The sequence below is a fragment of the Mariprofundus aestuarium genome (genome assembly GCF_002795805.1).
In the GTDB taxonomy this organism is placed as follows: Bacteria; Pseudomonadota; Zetaproteobacteria; order Mariprofundales; family Mariprofundaceae; genus Mariprofundus; species Mariprofundus aestuarium.
This window is the reverse complement of sequence record NZ_CP018799.1, coordinates 2,292,892-2,308,335: the sequence shown is the minus strand read 5'-3', so window position 1 is coordinate 2,308,335 and position 15,444 is coordinate 2,292,892. Positions and strand designations below refer to the sequence as shown.

At 43.8% G+C, this 15,444-nt stretch carries 14 protein-coding genes; 9 read left to right on the top strand and 5 right to left on the bottom strand.

Annotated elements, in window-relative coordinates:
- Positions 1-81: 81 nt before the first annotated feature.
- The 8 genes from Ga0123461_RS11110 (at position 82) to Ga0123461_RS11075 (ending at position 11,676) form a co-directional block, all read left to right on the top strand.
- Positions 82-315 carry a hypothetical protein gene (locus Ga0123461_RS11110; RefSeq protein WP_100278405.1) on the top strand — a complete coding sequence of 78 codons (234 nt, stop codon included), beginning with the start codon at positions 82-84 and terminating at the stop codon, positions 313-315.
- A complete protein-coding gene (locus tag Ga0123461_RS11105) occupies positions 308-2,170 on the top strand; it encodes a type IV secretion system DNA-binding domain-containing protein (protein WP_232710177.1) in 1,863 nt (620 codons plus the stop codon). Before Ga0123461_RS11110 ends, Ga0123461_RS11105 begins: the two co-directional genes overlap by 8 nt.
- A 26-nt stretch (positions 2,171-2,196) precedes the next feature.
- Positions 2,197-4,590 carry a MobF family relaxase gene (gene mobF, locus Ga0123461_RS11100; protein WP_198507069.1) on the top strand — a complete coding sequence of 798 codons (2,394 nt, stop codon included), beginning with the start codon at positions 2,197-2,199 and terminating at the stop codon, positions 4,588-4,590.
- A gap of 112 nt (positions 4,591-4,702) precedes the next feature.
- The gene (locus Ga0123461_RS11095) at positions 4,703-5,527 is read left to right on the top strand and encodes a DUF4116 domain-containing protein (protein ID WP_100278402.1); all 825 of its coding nucleotides are present in this window, start codon (positions 4,703-4,705) and stop codon (positions 5,525-5,527) included.
- Positions 5,528-5,601: 74 nt separating this feature from the next.
- Positions 5,602-5,943: a hypothetical protein gene (locus Ga0123461_RS11090; RefSeq protein WP_100278401.1), complete on the top strand. Its 342-nt coding sequence runs from the start codon at positions 5,602-5,604 to the stop codon at positions 5,941-5,943.
- A 73-nt stretch (positions 5,944-6,016) separates the two neighbouring features.
- Positions 6,017-7,597 carry a type I restriction-modification system subunit M gene (locus Ga0123461_RS11085; protein WP_100278400.1) on the top strand — a complete coding sequence of 527 codons (1,581 nt, stop codon included), beginning with the start codon at positions 6,017-6,019 and terminating at the stop codon, positions 7,595-7,597.
- Positions 7,598-7,599: 2 nt separating this feature from the next.
- Positions 7,600-8,805, top strand: a complete 1,206-nt coding sequence (locus Ga0123461_RS11080; protein ID WP_100278399.1) for a restriction endonuclease subunit S — start codon at positions 7,600-7,602, stop codon at positions 8,803-8,805.
- Between the two features lie 9 nt (positions 8,806-8,814).
- Positions 8,815-11,676 (top strand): type I restriction endonuclease subunit R, encoded by a 2,862-nt coding sequence (locus tag Ga0123461_RS11075; protein ID WP_100278398.1) that lies wholly within the window; start codon positions 8,815-8,817, stop codon positions 11,674-11,676.
- Positions 11,677-11,705: 29 nt separating this feature from the next.
- Here Ga0123461_RS11075 and Ga0123461_RS11070 read toward each other — a convergent pair whose 3' ends face one another.
- Genes Ga0123461_RS11070 through Ga0123461_RS11060 form a run of 3 tightly spaced genes read right to left on the bottom strand, consistent with a single transcriptional unit; the run spans position 11,706 to position 12,910 of the window.
- On the bottom strand, positions 11,706-12,113 hold the full coding sequence (locus tag Ga0123461_RS11070; RefSeq protein WP_100278397.1) for a hypothetical protein: 408 nt from the start codon (positions 12,111-12,113) through the stop codon (positions 11,706-11,708).
- On the bottom strand, positions 12,103-12,492 hold the full coding sequence (locus Ga0123461_RS11065) for a helix-turn-helix domain-containing protein (protein WP_157819322.1): 390 nt from the start codon (positions 12,490-12,492) through the stop codon (positions 12,103-12,105). Before Ga0123461_RS11065 ends, Ga0123461_RS11070 begins: the two co-directional genes overlap by 11 nt.
- Positions 12,485-12,910: a type II toxin-antitoxin system RelE/ParE family toxin gene (locus tag Ga0123461_RS11060; RefSeq protein WP_100278395.1), complete on the bottom strand. Its 426-nt coding sequence runs from the start codon at positions 12,908-12,910 to the stop codon at positions 12,485-12,487. Before Ga0123461_RS11060 ends, Ga0123461_RS11065 begins: the two co-directional genes overlap by 8 nt.
- Before the next feature lie 346 nt (positions 12,911-13,256).
- Here Ga0123461_RS11060 and Ga0123461_RS11050 point away from each other — a divergent pair, with 346 nt between their 5' ends.
- A complete protein-coding gene (locus tag Ga0123461_RS11050) occupies positions 13,257-14,195 on the top strand; it encodes a bile acid:sodium symporter family protein (protein WP_100278393.1) in 939 nt (312 codons plus the stop codon).
- Here Ga0123461_RS11050 and Ga0123461_RS11045 read toward each other — a convergent pair.
- On the bottom strand, positions 14,145-14,567 hold the full coding sequence (locus Ga0123461_RS11045; protein ID WP_232710175.1) for a hypothetical protein: 423 nt from the start codon (positions 14,565-14,567) through the stop codon (positions 14,145-14,147). The two genes, Ga0123461_RS11050 and Ga0123461_RS11045, sit on opposite strands and share 51 nt — an antisense overlap.
- Complete coding sequence (metF, locus tag Ga0123461_RS11040; protein ID WP_100278392.1) at positions 14,568-15,443, bottom strand: methylenetetrahydrofolate reductase [NAD(P)H]; 876 nt, start codon at positions 15,441-15,443, stop codon at positions 14,568-14,570. It abuts the gene before it with no gap.
- Between the last annotated feature and the right edge of the window lies 1 nt (position 15,444).

The window sequence follows — 15,444 nt, the reverse complement described above, 5'->3', positions numbered from 1 at the left end:
GCAAAATAATCCTCATTGAACATATTCTAATGCCTATACCCATATACATCACCTTATCTGGTGTATTGTGGGAGAAGAATCATGGCAAAACGAAGAAATACACGTATAAATACAATGTTCAGTGAAAATACTTTTGACTGGTTAAAGGCAGAAGCCGATGGACGTGGTCAATCCTTGGCACAAATTGTTCGAGACAAAGTCACCTTAGCAAAAAGAGATGATGCTACGCTTGAGCGTCTAAATCACCTTGAGAAAGTCATCAAAAAATCACATGGCCTTATCATCCAAAAGATTGTGGGTGATGAAAATGAATGACCCAGAGCTAAAGCTACGTCGATATATCAATATCAGAAACAACCACCTACCAAAGATATTCATATTGGTTTTCAGCCTAGTAACGGTGGCAGCATTTTATCTGCTTTGGAATGAGGCTGTGTTTTACTCAATAGGAAAGCACCTTCATTTCTTTGAACTCATCATATCAGGTAAAAAGACGTTTTCTGATTACCTTCAAATCTTAAAGTCAAAAGAGCTAGTTCATCCAATGCTAGTAAACATCACTATCGCTTCTCTACTGGGGTTGATGACGGGAATCTTCAGCATCATGCCGTGGGGCAAGCGACCTGACAGAATGACGTGGCTTTATATCAAGGATGGCGTTCATGTGTTTGAGAAAGCACGCGATGGCGTGAAGGCTTTAAAACAGAAAGTAGGCATTTGGAAGAAACGGGGCATTAAAGTTTATCAGGGCAAGGGTGGCTCATTTCGCCTTCCGTATGAGTTGGAGAGCAAAGGGTTCCTTTACCTTGGTTCAATTGGTTCAGGAAAAACAGCCTCAATGCTGCATGCTATCCAATCTATTGTTGAACGTGGCGATAAGGCTGTGATATATGATTATAAGGGTGATATGACTCAATGGCTGGCTGGTCGAGATGATGCTTCCTTGATTGCCTTTGCTGATTCACGCTCAGAGGCATGGCACATCGCTAAGGACATCCATAACCCACTGCTTGCAAGAGAGCTTGCCCAAACAATCATCAAGGAAACCTCCGAGCCAGTATGGGGTGATAATGCCAGAGATGTATTATCTGGTGCACTGGAATACTTGATAGCAACTAAACCCAACCAATGGGGCTTTCAAGATGTATCAGAGTTGCTCTATCAGGATAGACAGGCCATCGCAAAGAAACTGAAAACTATTGGGCATGGCGCAGCAAATACAATTGATAAACCTAAGGACGATAAGGGTGCAAATTCAGTTATGAGCACTGTGCGTTCTGGCGCATGGATATTCGATATTCTAGCCAAAGCTTGGGGTAATCCATCATCTGGCTTTTCAGTTCGGGAGTGGCTGAAAGATGAGAACCCAGATAAGAGAATTATTATTCTTAGGAATTACCCTGAGATTTCAGCCGTATCGAATTGGCTTCTGTGTATCATATTCAATCAGCTATTCGGTGAAGTTCTAAGCCTTAAAGACAGCAAGGAACGCAGGATATGGGCAATCATTGATGAGTTGGCAACCTTGCCCAAGATACCAAGGTTTGAAGAGTGCTTGGTTGCTTCACGCTCAAAAGGCTTCCGCTTCATGTGTGGTATTCAGAACTTTTGTTCGATGCGTGAGAGATATGGGGCAAACATCGCTCAAACTATCTTCTCACAATTTTCGACTCGAATTATTTGCCGAGTAACAGATGCTGATACTGCATCTTCATTGGCAAATGATATGGGCGGAGACCGCCGAGTGGTGCGTGCTGATATTAAACGAGCCAAAGTTGTAAGCGATGATGGGAGCACAACACAGGATTGGAGTGTTGTGTGGAATGAACGAGTTGAGCCGACAATGATGAATAGCTCAATAATGAATCTACCTGACCCAACAGAAGTCGGAAGAGTTCCTGCATGGCTCTATATCTCAGGCTTTCCAATCGCAAAGCTGGAATGGAGTTTCTTAGATATTAAGGCCACGGCCTCAATTGATGAGCCTGTTGAATGGCTCAATGAAGCAGCAGCAATACAACGTGAAATGGAGCAGGAAATTGAAGCCAGAGCATTCAAAGCAAAGCCCTTTCCAAAGCAAGGAAAGCTCAGCAATCCAGTAAGTGAAGTCGATGAGTTCGAGAATTTGGATGATATTGATGATTTCCCTGAACTTGATGGTGATAGCTAATGTTGTGTATCACTCAAATTGGTGGAATGAAGCGTACAAAAGCAGGCAAGCAAGAAATGACTGGGGCAATGTATTATGCCAAATATCTAGCGGATGAATCAGAGCAAGGTGAACCACAAGGTAAGTTCATTGGTACTGGAGTGTCTGACTTTGGACTTGAGGGTAAAATACCAGACCTAAAATCACTCAATCACTTGTTCAATGGCGAAGACCAAGGTGGTAAGAAGCTGGTCAAAGGTAGCTCTACTAAGCGTAAGCATGCGTATGACCTAACCTTCAACTGCGGAAAAGATGTTTCTATTCTCTTTGCCTTGGCCGATGAAAAGGAACGCAAGCTTATCCAGCAGGCTCAACAGCAAGCTGTTGAAAAGGCTATTGAGTACATTCAAAGCCATGCTACTTACTCAAGAGCAGGAAGTGGTGGTAAAGAGCGAGTTCAAGTTAAAAGACTGGTGGCTGCAACGTTTGAACATTCAACAGCACGACAGGCAAAAAATGAGAACCGACCTTCAGTTCACCTTCATACTCATGCTGTTATCCCCAACATGGTCAAATGTGATGATGGTGTGGTGCGGACGCTCCAATGTGATTTCTACAGGCATCAATTGGCAGCATCAGCTATCCACTCTGCTGAGCTTGCCCATGCACTGAAATCATTAGGCTTCTCTATTGAGCCTGACAAAAACGGTTTCCAAGTCGCTGGAACGCCGGAGAATCTAAAGCGGTCTTGGTCAGCTAGGCGTTCAGAGCTATTGAAGGCTGAGAAAAACCTGAAATTGAAAGGAGCTGTTAATCAGCACAAGCGCCGTGAATTGGCAGCGATGGGAACACGATGCGATAAAACTGAAAACAATCGTGATGACTTGTTCAAGATATGGCAAAAGGAAGCCAATGATATGGGGGTATCTTTAGAGGATATCCGAAAATCTAAGGCTCAAACCAGAGTGCCGAAGTGGACTGTCGAAAAAGCATTGGAGCTACTCACAGAGCAGCAATCAACGTTTGATGATATTGAGCTATACAAATCCATTGCGCTCTCTTCTATTGTTGATGGTAATGCTGAGATTATTGAACAGCGAGTTGGGCAGGTAAGGCAGTCAGCCGAGCTAGTAAACCTTGGCATTGATGAAAAAGGCGAGCAACGGTTTACAACAAATGAAGTTTTGAGGATTGAACAAGGCATTCAAACTTATGCTAGTGAACGTAAAGGCCATCGTCATCATCCAGTAAGTCCCGAAGCTTTAGAGCAAGCAGTTGCTTCGCGCTCATTATCAAAAGAACAAGAACAGATGCTCCATTATTGTTGTGGAAGTGATGGTGTAATCGCTGTTCAGGGGAGTGCAGGCTCAGGTAAAAGTTACTCCCTTGGAGCAGTGCAAGAGGCATACCAGAAAAGCGGATACACTGTTATGGGCTGTGCCTTATCTGCGGTGGCTGCACAAAACCTACAGGACGGCTCTAACATTAAATCCGGCACTATTCATCGGTTGCTAATTGATATAGAGGCTGGGTTCAAAGAGCTCAATGAGCATACGGTTCTAATTGTTGATGAAGCTGGAACGGCAGATGCGCGGCTAATCCATAAGCTTATGCAGCAAGCCAATGGCGCAAAGCTAATTCTAGTTGGTGATACACAGCAACTTGAAGCAATTGGACTAAGTTTTTTTCGGAACCTTCAACAAAACATTGGTTGTATTGAGCTGTCCGAGAATAGACGGCAACAAGGTAGCGAAGACAAGTTAGCTGTTGCTGATTTCCGAGGTGGTCAAATATCCAAGGCATTGATGAGTTACGCTGAGCGAGGTTTGTTGGCCATTTTAGATGACCCTGTAGATAGCCAAGATATGCTGATTGCGGATTGGGATAGAGATAGGAAACTGAATACTGATGCTGGCATTATTTTAGCGAGTACCAATCAGGAATGTAGAGAACTCAACGAACTAGCACGTATAAAATTGAGTGAGGCGGGTATTCTAGGTGTTGAGCATAGTTTTTATAGTGAGTATGGTGATATAAACATTGCTGAAGGTGACAGAGTAATGTTCACTAAGAATGATATTCGCCTTGGTGTGAAAAACGGCCTGCAAGCTACTGTGATGAATGTGAGAGAAAGTCAGTTCGAGGCAAGGTTAGAGTCGGGCGAAATGATTTCAGTCAATGCAGATGAGTATGCGTATTTTAAACATGCTTATGCTATTTCAACACACAAAGCCCAAGGTCAATCGGTAACTCGCGCCTATATTTTTTCTTCTGGAAAACTCATCTCACAGAACTTGGGGTACGTGCAATTAACGAGGGCAAAAGAGCAGACACGAATCTATGCTGATAAAGAAACACTTGGTGACTTGGCAATTGAAGAGCTAAGTAAGCTTATGAGCCAAAGTCAGGAGAAAAAAACAACTATAGACTTTACCCAATGAAAATAATCACCCTTATTTATTAGTCACTTGTAATAAACCTGCAAAAAAAGTTGCTCTAGGGGTTGATTTTTGGGTTTTGAATTTGGTATGGGGTATTATCAAGGAGGATAATATGACATTATCAATAGAAGAATTTGAATATTTAGAAAGACAGATTAAAGAAGGAGAGCTAAAGCTTTCTGAGTTGCCTGAAATCATATGGGAAAATAAAGACTGGGCTCAACGCTTATGTATAGCAGCTGTAGTTTTCGACCCGAAGAGTGCTTTGGATATACCAAGCGATGTCTATACAGAGAACATATGCATTGAAGCTATTTGGAAAGGTAGGCATATTTTTTCTGAGCTACCTAATCAGGTAAAGACACCAAACATGTGCCTAACTGCTGTCGAGGAATTCCCATTCAATATCCGATATATTCCAGAAAGTCAGAAAACAGACGAAATTTATGAGACTGTCATACGTGAACGTGCGACTTATATTGATGAGGTGCCAGAGGATAGGTTGACTGAAAGAGTCTGGGCGGCTTATGTGAGGGGTAGAGGGCGACTATATAATGTTCCTGAGAATATGAGAACTGACCTAGTGTTGAATGCTGCTTTTGAGAAAGAGGTGAAAGCCAACATTAAAAGAATCAGGAATTCTAAGGGGGAGTTCTTCTTAGATTCCCATGACCACATTGAGTATTTCCCCGAAGGTTGGAGAGAACTTTATATCAAAGAATCAGTTAATAAATGGGCTGACTTATTTTGTGAATTGGAAAGCTCAGACAAAACGGCTGCTATCTGTAAAGAAGCAGTTTCTCAGAATGCTATGCTTCTCAAGCATGTCCCCGACAATTTAAAAACAATTGAGATGTGTGAAGAGGCAGTAGGACGTAGAGGTTGGGCACTTCAATATGTACCCAATGCAATACGCACCCAGATAATGCAGGACTGATTTAATCAGGCTTCTGCATAGTCGCCACAGCATTGTATATCTACTGACAAGCTTAGACTTGTTGGAGAAGTGCAATGACAACAATTGAACAGATAAAGGCAGATGCTTTAGAAGAGCTGGAAGAGCGCTTCAAGGCTGAACCTGATATGCGTTACCCAGAAGATTTAGTGAGTGAGATAGCTGATGGAAGCGTGCCTATTTATACATATGAACTAGCCCAAGTAGCACAATCATCCATGGATGTGATGCTTCATGAAAATGAACTGCCGCCAGCCTTTGATGGTAGCCCTACAGTTACAAATCAGATTGCAACTGCGATATATGAGCTTGTTCAAGAAGAGCTGTATGAAAAATTATACGAGCTACAACAAGAGCATGAAAACCAACAAGATGATGAAATGGATATGATACCTTAATCGAGATGGTTTTTTCCTTTGCTATAGATAGACATCTGAAACAGTCTTGTCTTGAATAAGTTGGGGAGAGTTCATGTCTGAAGAAGAAAAGCGGATGCTGCAACAGCAGCTATGGAATATTGCTAACACATTGCGTGGTAAGATGGGAGCGGATGAGTTCCGTGATTACATTTTGGGCTTTATCTTTTACAAATACCTCTCTGAAAAGATGGAAATATATGCCAACTCTTTAGAAGACGGCCTTGAATATGCAACGGTTGATGACAACACAGAAGAAGGATTGGCAATTGTAGAGGCTGTTGCCGAAGAGGCTGTTGCGGCCTTGGGTTATACACTCAAACCATCAGAGTTATTCAGCAATGTCGCCAAGCGTGGCAATGCTAATGAAGAAGGTGCCAGCAGCTTTATCCTTGGCGATTTAGAAACCACCCTGAACAACATCGAAAAAAGTACGATGGGTACAGAAAGTCAGGATGACTTTGATGATTTGTTTTCAGATATGGACCTCACCTCCAATAAGCTGGGAAAAACTGAGAAGCAGAAGAATGAACTCATTGCCAAGGTGCTGGGACATCTGGCTAAGATTAACTTCAATCTTAGCGATAAGAAGGCTGATGTGCTGGGCGATGCCTATGAGTATCTGATTGGCCAGTTTGCCAGCGGCGCAGGCAAAAAAGCAGGCGAGTTTTATACGCCGCAAACTGTTTCAACCATTCTCGCCAAGCTGGTGACTCGCGACAACGGACATGCTAAAGGTTATCTCAAATCAGTGTATGACCCTGCCTGTGGCTCAGGCTCACTGCTACTGCGTGTAGCCAAGGAAGTGAAAGAGGTTGCTCATTTTTACGGGCAGGAACTAAATCGCACTACCTACAACTTGGCACGCATGAATATGATTTTGCACGATGTGAACTATAAGCAGTTTGATATTCGTCAAGAAGACACACTAGAGCATCCTCAGCACGGTATGGATGCGCGTTTTGAAGCGATTGTTGCTAATCCTCCTTTTTCCTCCCACTGGAGCGCCAATCCTCTGCACATGAGTGATGACCGATTTAGTCAGTACGGCAAGCTGGCTCCCAAAACCAAGGCCGACTTTGCTTTTGTGCAGCACATGGTTCATCACTTAGCAGACAATGGTACGCTGGCAGTGGTAATGCCACATGGTGTGCTGTTTCGTGGTGCGGCTGAGGGACATATACGCCGTTATCTGATTGAAGAACGTAACCTGATAGACGCTGTGATTGGCCTGCCTTCCAATGTCTTTTATGGCACATCTATCCCCACTTGTATTTTAGTGTTAAAGAAATGCCGCACTAGCCCTAAAGACATTCTTTTTATTGATGCATCAGCCCATTTCGAGAAGGGCAAGAATCAGAACAATCTAAGACAGGAAGATGTAGACAAGCTGATTACTGCTTATGATAAACGTGAGTTTGATGATAAATACAGCTATGTAGCCAGTCTCGAAGAAGTGGCCGAGAATGATTACAACCTAAATATCCCAAGGTATGTGGACACCTTTGAAGAAGAAGAACCAGTGAACTTGGATGCCATTGCAACCCAATTACAGCAACTTGAGCAGGATATGAAAGGCACTGATACAACCATTGCCGATTTTTGTGGGCAGCTGGGCATAAAGGCTCCGTTTTGAATATGACTGAGCAAGTGAGCAAAGTGCCAAGCCTTAGGTTTCCTGAGTTCAATGGGGAGTGGTTAATTAAGCGGATTGGAGCTGTCATTGATGAGTATCGAGAAAAATCCAGTGTAAATAACCAGTATGAAGTGCTTACATCAGCAAGAGCAGGGTTAATCAGACAAAAAGAGTATTATGAGAATAGCCGACTTACTGAGCGAGATAATTTAGGTTTCAATGTCATTCCTCCAAACTACGTTACTTATCGGTCAAGAAGTGATGACAGAAGATTTTATTTTAATGAAAACATGCTTGGTATAACTGGCATTATCAGCACCTATTACCCTGTTTTCCGCTTTGATGGTGGTGCAAATAAATTTTTTGTCGAACTCTTTCGCAAGAAAAGGCACTACATTGGAAAATTCAGTGTGGGTACATCTCAAACAGTGCTATCATTTAATGAGTTGAAAAGGATTAAACTGCTCATTCCTACATTTGAAGAGCAACAAAAAATTTCTGATTTTTTAACTGTAGTGGATAAGCGCGTTGAACAGCTTGAAGAAAAGAGGCGATATCTCACTAAATACAAAAAAGGCGCGATGCAGCAAATATTTTCCCAACAAATCCGCTTTAAAGATGACAACGGCAGTCCATACCCAGATTGGGAAGAAAAACGACTGGGAGATATGGCCTCATTCCATAGAGGGAAAGGGCTATCAAAGTCTGCAATAAAAGAAAACGGTGAATTTAGCTGTATATTGTATGGGCAGCTTTTCACTATCTATGGACCAGTAATTAAAACTGTTGCCTCTAGGACCGATGATAATAATGCAACTGTTGGTCAGAAAGGTGATATTTTAATGCCCAGTTCAGATGTGACTCCTCAAGGCTTGGGTAAAGCTTGTGCGCTAGTTAAAAGCGACGTGCTCTTAAGTGGGGATATAAATATTATTAGGCCAGCAAACAGATATAACTCAATTTGCTTGAGTTATATGTTTAATCACTATTCCAATAGATTTATCAGGCTGGTGACAGGTACAACAGTTAAACACTTATACACAAAAGACTTGAAAGGCATAAGATTTGAATTGCCTGCATCAATTTCTGAACAACAAAAAATAGCTGACTTTCTCACTTCCATTGATGATAAAATTGAGCAAGCTGCTTCTCAGCTTGAGCATGCCAAAAGCTTTAAAAAAGGTCTGCTCCAGCAGATGTTTGTATGAGGAGAGTGCATGAGCCAAGCTGGTAAAGTACCTCAAAGCGAACAGGCATTAGAGAATGCCTTAATTGAGCAGCTTGAGACACTGGGCTACAGCTATGTTTCCATCCCTGATGAGGCAGCCCTAAAATCGAATCTGAAGACACAACTTGAGAAGCACAACGAAATAACTTTTTCCGATGCTGAGTTTCAACAAATCCTACATCATTTGGATAAGGGTAATGTGTTCGAGAGGGCGAAAACCCTCAGGGACAAGATGTGCCTCACCCGTGACAATGGAGAGAGCTTTTACCTGAACTTTATGGAACAGGATGAGTGGTGCCAAAATGAATATCAGGTTACCAACCAAGTCACCATCGAGGGCAGCTACAAAAATCGCTATGACGTAACACTACTGGTGAATGGCTTACCACTAGTGCAAATTGAATTGAAGCGGCGAGGACTGGAGCTCAAAGAAGCATTTAACCAAATCAACCGCTATCAACGGCACTCATTTGGCGCGAGCCATGGACTATTCCAGTACGTACAACTCTTTGTCATCAGTAATGGTGTGAATACCAAATACTACGCTAACAACCGCAAGCAATCGTTTAAGCAGACATTCTACTGGGCAGATGAAGATAACCACCCAATCAAACGTTTAGATGTCTTTGCCAAAATATTTTTGGAGAAGTGCCAAGTCTCTAAGATGATGAGCAAATACATTGTGCTCAACGAGACTGATAAAATTCTAATGGTGCTGCGCCCTTATCAATATTATGCGGTGGAAGCGATTGTTGAGAAGGTGAAGCACAGCCGAAAGAATGGCTATATCTGGCATACTACAGGTTCTGGAAAAACACTGACTTCATTTAAGACTGCTCAAATCCTGATGGACTTGCCAAAGGTGCATAAGGTGATGTTTGTGGTTGACCGCAAAGACCTCGATTATCAGACCAATAAAGAGTTTAACTCCTTTTCTAAAGGCAGTGTAGATGGAACAAACAATACCAAGGCATTGGTAAACCAGCTCAGTGGCGATACAAAGCTCATAGTGACGACTTTGCAGAAGTTAAATACTGCGATAAGCAAAAGCCGTTATCAGAAGGCTATGGAGCCTCTAAAAGATAAGCGCATCATCTTCATATTTGATGAGTGCCATCGTAGTCAGTTTGGTGATACACATAAACGCATCAATGCATTCTTTAATAAGCCCCAGATGTTTGGCTTTACGGGAACTCCCATATTTGCCGATAACGTAGCCAAGAATCAACATGGTAAACGTACAACCAAAGACCTGTTTGGTGACCAGCTGCATAAGTATGTGATTACCGATGCCATCCGTGATGAGAATGTGCTCAAGTTCTCCATCGAATACGTGGGAAGATATAAGCAGAAGGATGGAAGCCAGAATAGTATAGACATCGAAGTGGAAGGTGTGGATACCAGAGAGCTGATGGAATCACCTTATCGACTGGAAAAAATCACCGATTACATCATTGCCAATCACGCTCGCAAAACGCACAGCCGCGATTTCACGGGTATGTTCTGTGTGAGTGGCGTAGATGTGCTGACCAAGTATTATGACCTATTTCAAGCCAAGAAAGAGGCTGGTGAACATAAGCTGAGAGTTGCCACTATATTCAGCTACACCGCCAATGAAGATGATAAAGATGCTGATGGACTAATTGAAGAGATTGACCCGCTGGATGGGTTGAGTGAAGGCAGGACAGTCAACAAGCATACCCGTGATAAGCTAGAGTCTTACATTGCAGACTATAACAAAATGTATGGCACCAAGTTCTCCACTAAAGATAGCCAGTCATTCTATAATTATTACAATGATATTGGTAAGAGAGTTAGAGCGAGAGAGGTCGATATACTGTTAGTGGTGAATATGTTCCTCACAGGGTTTGATAGCCCTCCACTCAACACCATGTATGTAGATAAAAACCTTAAACATCACGGCCTGCTTCAAGCCTATTCACGAACCAACCGCATTCTTAACGAGAAAAAATCTCAAGGAAATATCGTCTGTTTTCGTAACCTGAAAAAGGCTACGGATGATGCGATTGCCCTGTTTTCCAATAAAGATGCCAAAGAGACCATCATCGTGGCTCCGTATGAGGACTATGTAACACATTTTAACAAGGCATTTTCTACACTACTCGGTATAGCTCCGACTGTTGATAGTGTGGATGCATTGGTTACAGAAGATGATGAGTTGTTATTTATTAAAGCATTCCGCGAGTTGCTACGCCTTCGCAATGTGCTAACTACCTTTGCTGATTTTAGCTTTGCTGATTTGGCTATGAATGAGCAATCATTCAATGATTACCGTAGCAAGTACCTCGACTTATATGACAAGGTAAAGAGCAATACCCAGAAGGAAAAAGTCTCTATCCTTGAAGATGTAGATTTTGAGCTGGAGCTCATCCATCGTGATGAAATCAATGTGGCTTATATCATGAAGCTACTGGCTCAGCTGAAAGGACAGGATGACGATACAGCGACGAAGCAGCGTAAAGTCATCCTTGATTTGGTTGCTGGTGATGCCCACTTGCGCAGCAAACGTAAGCTTATTGAGAAATTTATACTTGAGAATTTACCTAAAGTTACGCATGCCGATGCAGTACCAGAAGCTTTCAGTGAATACTGGGATGAAGAAAAACAGGCTGCTCTTGCCACTATCTGTGAGGAAGAGAACCTCAATCCCGAAAGAGTAGAGACTCTTATCAATCAGCATCTATTTACCGAAATCACTCCTCTTAGAGATGAAGTGGTTGCAGCCATGGTGAACAAGCCAAAATTGCTGCAACGTAAGACACTGGCTCAACGTGCCTTGGATAAAATCATGGGCTTTGTTGAAACTTTTATTATTGATGCGCCTGACTAGCAGGATTTGAAATAGGGTTTTTGAGGGCTTTATTGCTCTTGTTCTTGCTGCTGGGCAACTAATGGAATAATTCCCAGCGTAAAGGCTCCCCACGGGGCACGGGATGTGATACTAGATAGCCTTTCTCTAATTGAACCGACAACAATTTGAGTTGCGGCTAGTTCCATCTGAGCCTTGAGCTCTTGCTCAACTTCTGAAACATTCTTATCGGTCACAAAAATACCAAAGGCTGAAATGGTGAAAATATAAGGTGGATTTTCGCTGTTATCTTCATCCAAACTCAGTGTTACTTCAATACCGAAAGCATCTTCACGCCCTTGCATGGCTGAAAGGGTATTGGTCAAAGTGACTCGGCTTCCATGCCTGTTACCTTCCATGTCATGAGTAGGAAGTGCGCGAACCTCCTGATGCGGAAAGAATATGTTCTCAAGCTTCATAGCGCCCTTCATGGCTATTTGTTAATGTCTTATTAACCCAAACAGATGCAACGGATGCCACACTCTTATCATAAGCACCTCCAGTAATAACCTCACTCCAACGAACATGTGCATTTTTTGGTGAGATGTGGATATGCAAATCGCCATCCACGGCTTCAGTAAACTTGACGAGGCTTTCGATGGTAAGATTACTCTCACCTCTGAGAACCTTTGTGATGTATGCGTTACTTGTGGATGCAGCGTGGGCTAGGTCAGATTTAGACATTCCCAGCTGATTCATTCTCCGAGAGATATCACATGCAAAATCAATTTTCTTGGCTTCAGCTTTGTACTCAATGTCATCATCAAGCGAATCATACCAGCCCAATACATCACTCATTTTTTTCTCCATCACTCACTCTAATTAACTGGCCACTACTCTTTGCTTCAAGATATAGCGCTTTGTTTCTGATTGCCTTGCTTACTTCGGCGCGGTCAACCTTTTGTCCTTTCTTAACGGCTCCATGCGATAAAATGACTATCCCGCCAGCATCTTCAAAACAAAATATCCGTAAACGACCTTTAATGAATTCCAAAATCTTTTCATTCTTATCGACTTCATGAAATAGGTGAGTAGTTAAACCTTGCCTACCATGCGCAGCATACCTCTCGAAAAGAGCCTTGAACCCTTTCGCACTTTTTGCCATATCTTTTGGTTGAGACATTAAAAACTCTATAACTGGACACGTTGTTGGTTCTCCATCCTCAAGTATGGCGAGGACTTCTCGGTTGTCTTTTTCGACAACAAGAAGCTTCACGATTTAACCTCTAGGTTAAATATCGTCAGAATTATAGACGGCTTTAGTCTAAATGTGAAACTCATTTCAATAGTCTGGCTATTTTGAAGGGTATGTCCATGGCGTTAATAGACCAGCTTTCTCAATAAATACTCTTAATTCGGTATGCTGCTTGAGTTCTGATTTCAGCTTAAGGTTGCAATTCAGACTAATCTTAATAAAGGATACAATAAGCATAAAGTTGCCCACGGTAGTACAGCCAAGTCTCGGCATATATGGCACATGGGGCGGTATGATGTAATGAATAATGTGCTGCAATTCCTGACGGTTCATTTGCACTTGCTGCATTCGTGTGCAGCATATCCATATGCCTTGGCAACTCCTTTCCCGTAATCTTGCACCATTAACCTTAGTGGCTGCATGCGCAGCCTATTTCTACCCGCCAGCCTTTCTGATATTCAAAGATTATTTCCTCTGGTTTTTTGGGGCAACAATGTTTGCCCTTGGACTGGTGATGAAACCAGAGGAAGCCAAAGAAGCACTATCAAGACCACTAACAATTTTCATCGGTGTTGGAGCGCAATTCACTGTTATGCCTGCGCTTGGATTTGCTGCAGCTTCTATCTGCGTCTGGCAAGGCGTATCACCTGCCATGGCGCTGGGCTTCATCATTGTCGGCTGCGCGCCAGGAGCGATGGCAAGCAATGTAATTTGTTACCTGTTGGGCGGTGCTGTTGCCTTCTCTATTGCTATGACAATGCTTGCCACAACACTATCCCCGCTTCTGACCCCTTTGCTGGTTGAGTTTTTAGGTGGTGTGTTTATGGACATTCCATTCTGGCCGATGATGCAAACCATTGTGACTGTTGTTGTCTTGCCGCTTACAGTAGGAATGATTATCCATCACCGCCTGCCTCAATATCAAGTTCACTATGAGCGCATTGCTCCAGACCTCGCTGCGTTAGCAATAATCATCATCTGTAGTTATGCCGTAGCAGCCAATCAGGAACGCATCGAACAAACACCTTGGATTATCTTCCTGCTTGTAGTCATCCTTAATGCTGGTGGTTATCTGGCAGGGTGGATAATTGCAGGACTCTGTAAGTTTGAACGGCGCTATCAAATCACCCTTGCCATAGAGATAGGAATGCAGAATGCAGGGCTTGGAGTGGCACTTGCTCTTAAACATTTCGAACCTGAAACAGCGTTGGCAGGAGCCTTGTTTGCGGTCTGGTGCATACTTACAGCAGCAGGTCTAAGCCGTTGGAAGAAAATTAAAGAAAGTGAACCTATCCCTGCCATTTAGCCATTTACAAATGTATGGGAATGTTATGACATTGCTGGCCATGGCTCCGGGCGCGCAGCCGACAATGATGAAGCCGAGCGCCATGGCCGGTGTCGCCCCCTGCCATACGGCGATCGTGGCTGCAGTGAAGCCCAGTACCGGCATGATCAGAAACTGTGTTGAAACGCCCAGTGCAATACTGGCTGGTCTGGCGAGGGCGGCTCGTGCCTCTTCCGGTTTCAGGACCAGGCCGAGAGCAAACATCGTGGCACCAAAGCACCAGAGGAAAACTCCCTTGAAGATCAGGAAGGCAGGAGGATAGAGGTAGGCGACCAAGGCGAAGATGACCGTAAAGAGCGCCATCTTCTCTGACAGTAGCCGCCAGATGATCATTTACAGGTAATGGCTGATCTGTTCGTGGATGGCGATCGTCGCTGCCGACTTATTCAGTGTGTAGAAGTGCAGCCCCGGTGTGTCATTCTCCAGAAGTTGCTTGCACTGACTGGCGGCTAGTTCGATGCCAAGCGCTGCGACTGCATCAAGGTCCCCACGAATCGGATCCATCTTCTCATGCAGCCAGGTGGGAATGGATGTGCCGCACATGGATGAGAATCGGACGATCTGATCGAAGTTTCCGATCGGCATGATGCCCGGGATGATTGGCATGGTAACGCCGGCTTTGCTGCACGCGTCGCGGAAACGGAAAAATGCATCGTTATCGAAAAAGTACTGTGTGATAGCGCAATCCGCACCGTTATCCTGTTTTATCTTCAAGTAGCGGATGTCATCAGCTACGCCGCCAGCCGATTCAGGGTGTCCCTCTGGATAGGTGGCGCAGGCGATGGAGAAGTCTCCCTGCTCGCGCAGGAAGGCAATTAGATCGGTGGCATGACTGAATCCGCCTGCAACCGCCTTGAACCGGTCCATTCCCTCAGGAGCATCGCCCCTGAGTGCCAGGATGTTTTCGATGCCCGCAGCACGGTAGTCAGCAAGCAGTTCGGCCAGTTGGTCTTTGCTGGCACCTACGCAGGTCAGGTGAGCGACAGGAGAGAGGCCTGTTTGATCCTTGATGCGGGTGACGATGCCTTTGGTTCGATCTTGGGTGGTGCCGCCGGCACCATAGGTGACAGAGGCGTAGGCTGGATTGATAGTCTGCAGTTCACGCAGGCAGTTCCAGAGGTTCTCCTCACCCTTATCAGTCTTGGGTGGGAAAAATTCGCATGAGAAAAGCGGCCTTGTGGCCGAGCTGAGGATTTTAGAAAGTTTCATA